Origin of the sequence: Mesobacillus foraminis (assembly GCF_004340465.1) — a bacterium.
Lineage (GTDB): Bacteria > Bacillota > Bacilli > Bacillales > Cytobacillaceae > Mesobacillus_B > Mesobacillus_B foraminis.
Genome location: NZ_SLVV01000015.1, coordinates 92,257 through 102,749, shown reverse-complemented (window position 1 = coordinate 102,749; position 10,493 = coordinate 92,257). Strand labels below are relative to the sequence as shown.

General features: G+C 45.7%; 11 protein-coding genes. 5 read left to right on the top strand and 6 right to left on the bottom strand.

The window, feature by feature from the left end:
* Positions 1-127 precede the first annotated feature (127 nt).
* The 3 genes from EV146_RS28270 to EV146_RS23825 all read right to left on the bottom strand — a co-directional run bounded on the left by EV146_RS28270 (position 128) and on the right by EV146_RS23825 (position 2,376).
* Complete coding sequence (locus EV146_RS28270) at positions 128-253, bottom strand: hypothetical protein (protein ID WP_258236051.1); 126 nt, start codon at positions 251-253, stop codon at positions 128-130.
* A 223-nt stretch (positions 254-476) separates the two neighbouring features.
* The gene (locus EV146_RS23830; RefSeq protein ID WP_132011231.1) at positions 477-1,634 is read right to left on the bottom strand and encodes an ABC transporter permease; all 1,158 of its coding nucleotides are present in this window, start codon (positions 1,632-1,634) and stop codon (positions 477-479) included.
* The gene (locus EV146_RS23825) at positions 1,624-2,376 is read right to left on the bottom strand and encodes an ATP-binding cassette domain-containing protein (protein ID WP_121610125.1); all 753 of its coding nucleotides are present in this window, start codon (positions 2,374-2,376) and stop codon (positions 1,624-1,626) included. Before EV146_RS23825 ends, EV146_RS23830 begins: the two co-directional genes overlap by 11 nt.
* Positions 2,377-2,561: 185 nt before the next feature.
* On the opposite strand from EV146_RS23825, the gene EV146_RS23820 reads away from it, so the two are divergent.
* From EV146_RS23820 to EV146_RS23805, 4 genes are all read left to right on the top strand, one after another.
* Positions 2,562-3,260, top strand: a complete 699-nt coding sequence (locus EV146_RS23820; protein ID WP_132011230.1) for a LytR/AlgR family response regulator transcription factor — start codon at positions 2,562-2,564, stop codon at positions 3,258-3,260.
* Between the two features lie 13 nt (positions 3,261-3,273).
* Positions 3,274-4,254 (top strand): sensor histidine kinase, encoded by a 981-nt coding sequence (locus EV146_RS23815; RefSeq protein WP_241994037.1) that lies wholly within the window; start codon positions 3,274-3,276, stop codon positions 4,252-4,254.
* A 392-nt stretch (positions 4,255-4,646) separates the two neighbouring features.
* Complete coding sequence (locus EV146_RS23810; RefSeq protein ID WP_132011229.1) at positions 4,647-5,864, top strand: threonine synthase; 1,218 nt, start codon at positions 4,647-4,649, stop codon at positions 5,862-5,864.
* A 12-nt stretch (positions 5,865-5,876) separates the two neighbouring features.
* A complete protein-coding gene (locus EV146_RS23805; RefSeq protein ID WP_241994036.1) occupies positions 5,877-7,076 on the top strand; it encodes a dicarboxylate/amino acid:cation symporter in 1,200 nt (399 codons plus the stop codon).
* Positions 7,077-7,124: 48 nt separating this feature from the next.
* Here EV146_RS23805 and nagE read toward each other — a convergent pair whose 3' ends face one another.
* Positions 7,125-8,567 carry an N-acetylglucosamine-specific PTS transporter subunit IIBC gene (nagE, locus tag EV146_RS23800; RefSeq protein ID WP_132011228.1) on the bottom strand — a complete coding sequence of 481 codons (1,443 nt, stop codon included), beginning with the start codon at positions 8,565-8,567 and terminating at the stop codon, positions 7,125-7,127.
* A gap of 285 nt (positions 8,568-8,852) precedes the next feature.
* Here nagE and EV146_RS23795 point away from each other — a divergent pair, with 285 nt between their 5' ends.
* Positions 8,853-9,032, top strand: a complete 180-nt coding sequence (locus EV146_RS23795; protein ID WP_121610129.1) for an SE1832 family protein — start codon at positions 8,853-8,855, stop codon at positions 9,030-9,032.
* A gap of 162 nt (positions 9,033-9,194) precedes the next feature.
* On the opposite strand, the gene EV146_RS27310 is transcribed toward EV146_RS23795, so the two are convergent.
* Both EV146_RS27310 and EV146_RS23790 read right to left on the bottom strand, forming a co-directional pair.
* On the bottom strand, positions 9,195-9,353 hold the full coding sequence (locus EV146_RS27310; RefSeq protein WP_158287201.1) for a hypothetical protein: 159 nt from the start codon (positions 9,351-9,353) through the stop codon (positions 9,195-9,197).
* 484 nt (positions 9,354-9,837) lie between these two features.
* A complete protein-coding gene (locus EV146_RS23790) occupies positions 9,838-10,446 on the bottom strand; it encodes a class I SAM-dependent methyltransferase (RefSeq protein ID WP_132011227.1) in 609 nt (202 codons plus the stop codon).
* Between the last annotated feature and the right edge of the window lie 47 nt (positions 10,447-10,493).

Genomic DNA, 10,493 nt, shown 5'->3' with positions numbered 1-10,493 from the left:
CCAATTAAAAATAAGAAGAAAATCGTAAAAATATAGAAAATGAACCAAATAAAAAGCTTGTGGAAGAAAAAATAGTGCCTTTCTCCACAAGCTGAAAGCGGCAGCGGCCGCTTCTTTGTTAATTTTTTTATAGAGAAGGATCATTGTAAGAATTGTCTTCTTTGCTATGCTCATCTAATAAGTAGTTGAGGTAGGAATGCAATTCAAAACGGTCTTCTTCGACAAAGTCTGTTAACGTCTTTTCCATTTGCATGTTCATTTCCTCCCTTCATTATGTAACTCTTACTTCTATCTTTCCCTTTTATAAGACTTTTATACATGGAAAATAGCAGAAATTTTTATTCTCCGAAAGATTGCTAGTATAGCTTCCTATTTTATTTTTAAATAGATGTATATAAATAGGGAACTGGGACAAACTATGAATGTATTCCCCCTCATTAAAAAAGCATCTGCCCCACTGGCAGATGCTTCTTTTTTTAATTCATGACCCACTTATCCTTCAGGAATAAGATTCTTCCGATGATAAAAATAATAATCATGCAAATTAGGTTGCTGGCAATCGTAATCAGGATATGTTCGTAGTTGATGACACCAAACAGAAGCTCCTTCAGCAGGCTGAAAAGGTTCAGGACCGGAATGGCAAAGTGCTGAAAGCTTAACTCATTGACTCCGATACCTGTGGTGATCATCGTTGGGAACACCGCCAGCATCATAATCGGGGTACTGTAGCTTTGGGATTCCTTTACCGTCTTCCCGATCACGCTTGTGAGCATTAGAAGCGAGGCCGTAAACATCGCGTAAATCACCGATACAAGGACACCGAAGCCAATGACCAGGCCGGCATTGTCCCCAAACGAAACCGCCTTTCTCAGGTTTTCCGTCAGTAAATTAATTTCAATCGCTACCACAATCAAAGTAATGATCCCAGTAACCGCCCCGATGGTTGCAATGGTCAGCCATTTCGCAAACAGCAGCGTCGGGCGCTTGACAGGCGTCATTAACAGGGCCTCCATTGTCTTCCGTTCTTTTTCCCCGGCGAATAGATCAGAGGCAGCCGGTCCGGCACCTATCCCAATGGCAATGGACAGGATCAGGGGAATGAGCATGGCAATTAAATTGATATTAGGGTCCTCTTCCGACATTTCTTTCTGGTCGATTGTAAAAGGCTGAATTAATTTCAGGTCTGTTCCCTGTGCCTGAAGCCGCTCGGAAATGACTGTTTTTTCATAAATGGACAGGGCATTGGAGACCAGGGACATTAAATTGGATGACTTCTGGCTGAAGGAATCCCCCACCATGGTAACTGAGGCCTCCTGGCCGCTTTCGATCTTAGAGATAAAATCCGGACTAAGGACCAGTGCGGCAGCAGCATCCCCATCCTCCAGGGTTTTTTCCGGGTCGGAGGATTTCACGATGTCAATATTGTCAAACCCGGCTAAGATTTTCTCCTCTTCCTTGCCAAACGACTGGTCGACAGCGAGCGTATAGGTTTCTCCCTCATCCCCGGAAACCAGCTGTTCATAAAAGAACGTTAGCCCGGTCATCATGACAATTGGAAGAAGGACGGTCAGAAACAGGGTACGGCGGTCGCGGAAGCAATCCTTCAATTCTTTTAAATATATTTTAAGAAGCATAATTCTCATTCCCCCTTACAAGCTTGCTCATGAAGATATAGTTCAGGTCGGAGCTGCCCTCAGATTGATAAAGCTCCTGAAGATTTCCATGGTAGACCAGCTCCCCTTTATGCATCATGGCCACACTGTCGCAAAGCATAGAAACCTCCTCCATGATATGGCTCGAGAACAGGATCGTCTTGCCTTCACGCTTCAGCTGGTGAACCAGCTGGCGGAAGACATTGGAAGAAGTGATATCAAGGCCCGTGGTCGGTTCATCGAACAGAATGATGTCCGGGTTATGGATAAGCGTCCGGGCGATCGAAACCTTTTGGCGCATCCCTTTTGAAAATCCGCCGACTTTCCGATCCAGATAATCCCTCATCCCAAACATTTTGGCCAGGTCATCAATCCTCACTTTCGTCTCATGCTTGCTGAGCCCATACAAAACCGCAAAATATTCAAGGTTTTCCCGGGCTGTCAGGCGGTCATACAGTCCTGTTTCCCCTCCGAATAAAACACCGATTCTTTTCTTGATTTCATTTGGATTCTTAATGGTGTCATATCCGGACACCGTAACAGTTCCGTCCGTTGGCTGAAGCAGTGTGGCAATGGTTCGAAGCAGGGTTGTTTTGCCTGCCCCGTTCTCCCCAAGCAATCCAACGACTTCACCTTTATTTACCGAAAAGGAAACATGCTTTAAGGCCGTTACGAATTTCTTTTTATCCTGAAACTGCTTTGTCACTTCGTTAATTTCAATCATTTCTCCACCCCGTTCAATGATTTCTTGTTTTTATCTTACAAACAAATCCTTTTTGATTCTGCACTTCTGTCGCGAATCATCCATTTGTTGTCGCGAAAATGCCAAATCTTGCTGAAATGATGGTAAAATAAAGAAAAAATCGCTGTCATCCTGCGGTATGAAGTCAGCTTAGTGAGGCGTTAACTATGAAAATTGGTCTTGTGGATGACCGCCAAATCGATTTGGACAAATTAAATGCGATCGTTTCCGGCATTCCCAATGTGGAAATCATTTTCTCAACTGCTTCTGCAGAGGAGGCCTACGAACATATTAAAAAAGAGACAATCGATTTATTGATCGCGGATATTGAGATGCCCAATCTGTCCGGCTATGAGCTCGCGGATATCATCCACTCCCACGCTCTCAGCATATCTGTCATCTTCGTTACGGGGAACAGCGGCTACGCGGTACATGCTTTTGAACTGAATGTGCACGATTATATTATGAAGCCCTATCCAAAGGAACGGCTGATCAAATCGATTGAACGCCTGGCTGAGAAGTCAAGCTCCGCGGAAATTGCCGGCCGTCTCTATTTAAAACAGAAAAACAATATTCATATTATCCAAAAGAAGGATATTATTTTTATTGAACGCTCCGGCAGGTCGACCACTATATACACAAAGACCGAACAGATTAAAACCTATCAAACTCTGAATGAGCTTGAGGGAGAATTGCGGGAGCGGGATTTTATCCGTTCACACCGGTCTTTCATCATTAACATCCACTATGTCAAAAACTTTTCCCTCTATGCGAAAAACTCTTATATTGTGGCATTTGAAGGGATTGAAGCGCAGGCAATGATTACAAAGGAAAAAGTGGATTTCTTGCAAAAACATTATTTTTAAAGGTGGGGCGGGTTTGAAACAGGCAATCTTTTACTGGATTTATATAGCATTAATGGGGATTGTCCATCTGCAGGCAATGGTCATGAATTTATCATGGAAAACTCCCTTTTATCTGACAGTCCTGGTGGCAGGAATCCTAAGCTATTTCTTGTATAGACGAATGATGCTGCAGCTGCCGGTGCTGGGTACCTGGCTTCATCTTCTGCTGTTCGTCATGCAGCTTTTAATCCTTCTTGTTTATACCGCTGAGGGACCTTTTTGGCTGAATTTTATACCTGTCGTTCTTTTTATGGGGTTGGAAGCTACCCGGATCATTGGTGCGGGCAGGCTGGCAAGGCTTGAAAAGCAGGCTGAGCAATATGAAGAGGAACGGGAACATTTTAATGAAACCTTCCGGATTATCCGCAGCGAACGGCACGACTTCCTGAAACATATTTCCTCCATCCATTTTATGCTGGACCACGGGCAGCCTTCAGAAGCGAAGGATTACCTGGACCAGTTAGTTGAAGGTTATGAGGAGACCAACCTTTCGATAAAAGGTGAGCGCGGAGTTGTTGCCGGTGTATTGCACCAGATGCACCGGCGGGCAAAAGCAGCCGGGATTTCGCTGGTTTATGACCTCGATCTTCCCTTGTCGACGCTTCCGCTTTCTGACAAGGACCTTGTTGCGCTTATTGGCAATCTTTTGGCCAACAGCATCGACGCTGCGGAGGAATGGCAGCAGGAACGCGAGGATCAGGCACTGATTACTCTTCAGTTTTATAAAAGAAGCGGACTGTTTCTCTTAATCTGCAAGAACAGCACATTGCCAATTTCCGCTTCCATCTTGGACCATTTATTTGTTTCTTATGGAAAAACAACAAAAGGAGAAGGGCATGAAGGGCTCGGGACGAAGCTGATCCAGGATATTGTCTCGCACCACCAGGGATTCCTGGATTTTGTCCATAAAGAGGAAGAATTCACCCTTAAAATCAAAATCCCGGCCATTCGCTAAGACCGGATTTGAATAGCAATCATCCAGCATACGGAAAAGGTCTTAATCAAACGATTGATTAAAGTCTCCCTGTCGTACCGGGACCCAACGGATTTCACCTTTCCCTAAATTCTCAATTTAAGAGAAAGATTAATCGCAGATTGCTGTGTTTCGCTATCCTGCTATAAAAATAAACACGTTTATACCTTGGGTGTCCACAGGATGGAACCCTTTTTTCTATTCCATTACCTCAGAGAAACACCCTGGAAAACTTGGCAAAATTTAAATGCAAGTTGACAAGTAGGATTACTATTATTAATCTATTTATATAATATTCTTTATTTAACCAGACTCAGCAAGTATTGTATTTTCAGTTCTTACATGAATAGTTAATAAATATTGGAGGTTTTACTGTGTCTTATAGTTATGTTTCCCACCTTGAATGCCCTAAATGCCATAAAACTTATTCTGACCAGGAAGTGCAGCAGCTTTGTGAATGCGGAGCACCGTTGCTTGTCCGCTACAATCTGGATGAAGTGAAAGCAAATTGGAAGAAATCCGATCTCTCCACTCGTGATACCAGCTTATGGCGCTACCATGAAGTGCTCCCGGTCCGAAGTGAAGAAAACACGGTTTCATTGGGAGAAGGAATGACTCCTTTTGTGCATATGAAAAAATTGGGCCAGCAAATGGATATCCCCAATCTTTATATGAAAGATGAAGGAATCATTCCGACCGGTTCTTTTAAAACTAGAGGAGCTAGCGTTGGAATTTCTAAAGCAAAAGAGCTTGGAGTAGAGCAGCTGGCAATGCCGACAAACGGAAACGCCGGTGCCGCATGGGCCCTTTATTCCGCTCGTGCAGGGATCAAGGCAACCATCGTGATGCCAGTGGATGCACCGAATATTACCAGGAAAGAAGTGGCTGTCTCCGGCGGCGATTTGCACCTGGTCAATGGATTGATTTCTCATGCTGGTAAAATTGTCGGCCAGCTTGTAAAAGAAAAGGGCGTTTATGATGCTTCTACCCTTAAAGAGCCTTACCGCATTGAAGGTAAGAAAACCATGGGCTACGAAATCCTGGAACAAATGAACTGGGAAATCCCCGATGTGATTCTCTACCCTACCGGCGGCGGTGTCGGACTGATCGGCATTTATAAAGCGATCCTTGAGCTGAAGGAACTGGGCTGGATTCCTGAAGACAAGCTGCCAAGACTTGTGGCCGTTCAGGCAGAAGGCTGTGCGCCTATCGTAAAAGCATGGGAAGAAGGAAAAACAGAGTCGGAGTTCTTCGAAAACTCGCAGACCAGCGCTTTCGGAATCAATGTTCCAAAAGCACTCGGTGACTTCCTTGTCCTTGAAGCGGTCTATAAAACAAATGGCTGTGCCATTGCCGTATCCGAAGCAGACCTTGACAAGGCACAAAAAGAAGTGGCACAGCTTGAAGGGAATTTTATCTGCCCAGAAGGAGCAGCTACTTTCGCCGCAGCGCAAAATTTGCGCAAACAAGGCTGGATTAAAGAAAACGAAACCGTCATATGCTTAAACACCGGACAGGGAATCAAGTACCCGGAAACAGTTAACATCGAAAACCTGCCGCTGCTTGAGCCGGGTGATGTAATCAAAGGATAAAGGAGCGAACCAGTGAAAAAGTTTGGGATGCTGACGCAAATACTGATTGGCTTTGTGCTTGCGATTGTTTTAGGCGCCATTTTCGGTCCTAAAATAGCCGTCGTCCAGCCATTGGGAGATTTATTTCTCCGCTTGATCAAATTCATCGTGGTGCCATTAGTGCTGGCATCATTGGTTACAGGGATTACAAGCTTAAATAACGTCAATAAACTGCTGTCGATTGGCGGCAAGACGATCGCCTACTTTATGGCTACGACCTTTATGGCGGTCGTGATTGGCCTTGTGGTTGGTTTTGCCATTTCTCCCGGCAAAGGCCTGGATATTGAGATGCCGACCCAAAATGCCGAAAAGACCGAGATTCCAGGTACAATTGACACCATTTTAAACATTGTCCCGGTGAATCCGTTCGAATCCCTCAGTACCGGAAATATTCTGCAGATCATTTTTGTGGCGATTGCATTTGGGATTGCGATTACAGCCGTCGGTGAAAAAGCGAAGCCTTTGGCAAATTTCTTCGACGCACTGGCTCTTGTCATGTACAAGATTACAGGCGTGATCATGAAATTTGCGCCAATCGGGATTTTCGGAATCCTGGCTCCAATCGTCGGAAATTACGGGCTGGAGGTTCTGATGCCGCTGCTGAAGGTCATCCTTGCCGTAGCCATTGCCTGTTCAATTCAGCTGCTGGTTACCTATTCAATTGCAGTGCGCACAATGGGCAAGATGAGTCCTATTACCTTTTTAAAAGGAATTGCGCCGGCCGGTGTTTTTGCTTTTACAACCGCTAGCAGCTCGGCCACCCTGCCAATTTCAATCAGAAATGCAGAAGAAAACCTAGGCGTTTCCAAAGAGGTCAGCTCTTTTGTCCTCCCTCTTGGATCAACCATCAATATGGACGGTTCCGCCATCTATCAAGGAATCGCTGTTGTCTTTATTGCCCAGTTTTTTAATGTTGATTTAACCTTTGCGAACATCGTTACGGTGGTCCTCATGTCCATCCTGGTATCCATTGGTGCAGCCGGCGTTCCAGGCGCAGGCCTCATTATGCTTACGATGGTCCTGCAGTCTGTAAACCTTCCTCTCGAAGGAATTGCCCTGGTCGCAGCCATCGACCGGATTCTGGATATGTTCAGAACGAGCGTCAATGTCATGGGGGATGCTTCCGCTGCTGTTGTGGTGCAGAACCTTGAAAACAAAAAAAAGAGCGCGTAAAAATGAAGCCGGGTCAATAGCTGACCCGGCTTTTTTTCGGAAAGATACTTACTGTCCGCGGATTTTATGAATTTCATCCGCAACGAACTGGACCTGGGTTCCAACGATCACCTGAATGCTTCTCGGCCCTACCACATTGATCCCCGGAACCCCGGTATTTTTAATCATCTGCTGGTTGACCCTGGCCATGTCGATTACTTCAATTCGCAATCGGGTGACACAGTTATCCACTGAGGTGACATTCTCATCTCCGCCGAGACCTTCATAAATCTGGGCAGCCATCTGTGCAAAACGATCCTTCCCTGGCGCCATCTCCACGATTTCTTCATCGGTGTCTTCTTCCCGCCCAGGAGTCATCAAATTGAATTTTTTAATAATCAATCGGAACAAGAAATAATAAATGATCGCAAAAACTAGACCTTGAACAAGCAGCATATAAGGCTGGTTAGCCAGCGGAAGTCGAGAGCTTAAAACAAAGTCAATCATCCCCGCACTAAAACCGAAGCCTGCAGTCCAATTAAAGGCAGCAGCAAGGGCTAGTGAAATCCCCGTCAAGGCGGCATGGACCACGTAAAGTGCCGGCGCAACAAACATGAAAGCAAATTCAATCGGTTCGGTCACACCTGTTAAAAAGGCTGCAAACCCAGCCGCCAACATCAAGGAGGCTACTTGCTTTTTCTTCTTCGTTTTAGCAGTATGGTACATGGCAAGCCCGGCTGCCGGCAGCCCGAACATCATGACCGGGAAAAATCCTGCCTGATACATGCCAGTGACCCCTTTTGTCCCTGTTCCCGCCCAGAAATTGCCGATGTCATTAATTCCCGCAACATCAAACCAGAATACCGAGTTCAAGGCATGATGCAAGCCGGTCGGAATCAGCAGCCGGTTGAAAAACCCGTAAAGCCCGGCACCGGCAGCTCCCAGCTTGCTGATGGAGGTACCAAAGGAAACTAACGCCGTGTAGATGACCGGCCATACAAAAAAGAGGACGATGGAAACAGCCAGCATTGTCAGTGCCGTCATGATTGGAACTAAACGCTTCCCGCTAAAAAAGGCCAAGGCATCCGGCAGCTTTACCTGACTAAAGCGATTGTACATGATGGAGGCCACAACCCCCGAAAAGATTCCGACGAAGGCATTCTTGATTTTAGCGAACGCAGGATCCACATTCGCAGCATCTATCCCCTGAAGCATCGCTACCGAATCGGTTGACAGCAAAGTGGTGGTCACCAGAAAGGCCACCAGCCCGCTCAATGCCGCCGAACCGTCCTTTTCTTTGGCCAGACCTAAAGCAACCCCCACCGCAAACAGCACAGGGATATTATCAATAATAGAACTTCCTGCTTTGATTAAAAAGGCTGCCAAGGGGCTTTCTGCTCCCCAGCCAACAGGATCAATCCAATAGCCAATCCCCATTAAAATAGCTGCAGCCGGCAGGACAGCCACTGGCAGCATCAAGGAACGGCCCAGTCTTTGCACATACCTCATCATTTGGAATTCCCCCCTATCAAATGCTGATTCCCTCTAGAATTTGGCGAGAAAAAATCCATTGCCCTCAGGCATTCCCCCTTTAACGCTTTATAGAAGCAACCTGATTTGTCCTATTGCCTCTTGTTTGAATTTTATGTGCAAAATTTCCTATTAGTAGCGAAATAAAAAATAAACTTCCATGGGAAATGCCAGCATCCCATACCTGCCGGACCACACCTTACTGGGGCCAATCAGCCATGTACGATGATATAATAAACCTGACTCAATCAGAAATGAGGGATTGTATTGGAAGATAAGAAATCAATAGAATATAAAATTGCGGAGTTAAAAGCGGAGTATATACGCCTGCAAAACGACCTGGAGAAGCTGGAGTATGTAGACGGCAAGCTCTCTCCACTCGAACAGCAAATCGCCGGAATCGAAGAGGAACTACGGACCCTCAATCAAAAACTGCGGGAGCTGTAAAAAGAGATTTTCTGCTGTCACGCTGAAGGCAGCATACTGCTGATTCAGAAGATGGATGGAGCTAGAAGTTTTAGCGGGAGCCACTATCCCACTTGGAGAGGTTTGATCCTGATTCGACTTCATGAAGACCGTATATCTTTTTTTCGAGGGAGTTCTCAGTCTTCATCGCCTTGATGAAGGCCTTTCCCGCTTTCGCCCGGCGGCATTTTGGCCTTCATACCTTTGATGAAGGCCTTTCCCGCTTTGACTCGGCGGTATTTTGGCCTTCATACCTTTGATGAAGGCCTTTTCCACTTTGCCCGGCGGTATTTTGGTCTTCATCCCCTTGATGATGACCTTTTAGGCTATCGCCAGGTGGCATTTTGGCCTTCATCGCCTTGATGATGACCTTTTCGGCTATCGCCAGGCGGCATTTCGGCCTTCATCGCCTTGATGAAGGCTTTTTCCGCTCTGGCCCGGCGGCATTTTGGCCTTCATCCCCTTGATGATGACCTTTTCCTCTTTCATCCGGCGGCATTTTGGCCTTCATCGCCTTGATGAAGGCCTTTTACCTCCCGTCCCAGAGGAATTTCCGTCTTCATCACCTTAATGAAGACCTCTTTCCGACCTACCCCGAGGAGTTTTCGTCTTCATTCCCTTCATGAAGACCTTTTACCTCCCGACCCCGAGGAGCTTTCATCTTCCTCCTCTAAGAATTAGAGTCTTTCAACGTCCCTGCTAAAACCCTCTTTCCCCACACCAAGAGAAATTCATCCCTGGCTTCAAAGAGCCCAATCAATTTTCATCTTTCCTGATCGGGCTTCCCCTAAAAGTCCAGCTCATATATTAAAAACCGCTCGAACGGGTTTTGTTCATATAATTCTTTTAAAACGACTTCCTCCTTTAACTGGAAAGGAGTCTGGTTCTCTAAAAAGTAGATGTAATCCTGAGATGGGTAGTATAAAAGCAGCTCCATCTTTCTTGGTGCCTTTTCAAAGGAAAGCAGAATGCTGCTGGTGATTTTCATGAATATCTGGATGGAAAACGGGTTGAAAAAATAAAACTTATTGTCCGCAGGATGAACATTATATTCCTCCGCCAGACAGCAGAAAAACTGGATTTTCCCTTTAGGAAGCCGATGCTTTTTTGAATATCCATCAAGGTTTTCAATGCAATCATGATAGAAAGATTCGTTCATTTCCACGCCCGCCACAGCGGCCTTGAAATAATGATGGATATAAAAGTTGAGCCGCCCTTTTCCACAGCCAAAGTCCACTACATGATCGCTGCTTTTTACTTCGTATGTTTCAAACAGCTTCTCCAAAGCGCTATAAGGTGTAGGCTCATAACGGTGGTAGTGGAACGATTTCGCGAACCCTGCCTGGTCTCCGCCCGTTTTAATATTCAGCAGTTTATCGTAAAAATGTTCTTTCATGGATTTTCCCCTCTGGATTCAAACTGAATTCCGTCATTTCTGCTTCC

Bases quoted from the DNA above. Each gene is read 5' to 3' on its own strand.
- EV146_RS28270 (WP_258236051.1), bottom strand. From the start codon at position 253: ATGCAAATGGAAAAGACGTTAACAGACTTTGTCGAAGAAGACCGTTTT.
- EV146_RS23830 (WP_132011231.1), bottom strand. From the start codon at position 1,634: ATGCTTCTTAAAATATATTTAAAAGAATTGAAGGATTGCTTCCGCGAC.
- EV146_RS23825 (WP_121610125.1), bottom strand. From the start codon at position 2,376: ATGATTGAAATTAACGAAGTGACAAAGCAGTTTCAGGATAAAAAGAAA.
- EV146_RS23820 (WP_132011230.1), top strand. From the start codon at position 2,562: ATGAAAATTGGTCTTGTGGATGACCGCCAAATCGATTTGGACAAATTA.
- nagE (WP_132011228.1), bottom strand. From the start codon at position 8,567: ATGATGAGGTATGTGCAAAGACTGGGCCGTTCCTTGATGCTGCCAGTG.
- EV146_RS27310 (WP_158287201.1), bottom strand. From the start codon at position 9,353: ATGAAGACCAAAATACCGCCGGGCAAAGTGGAAAAGGCCTTCATCAAA.
- EV146_RS23790 (WP_132011227.1), bottom strand. From the start codon at position 10,446: ATGAAAGAACATTTTTACGATAAACTGCTGAATATTAAAACGGGCGGA.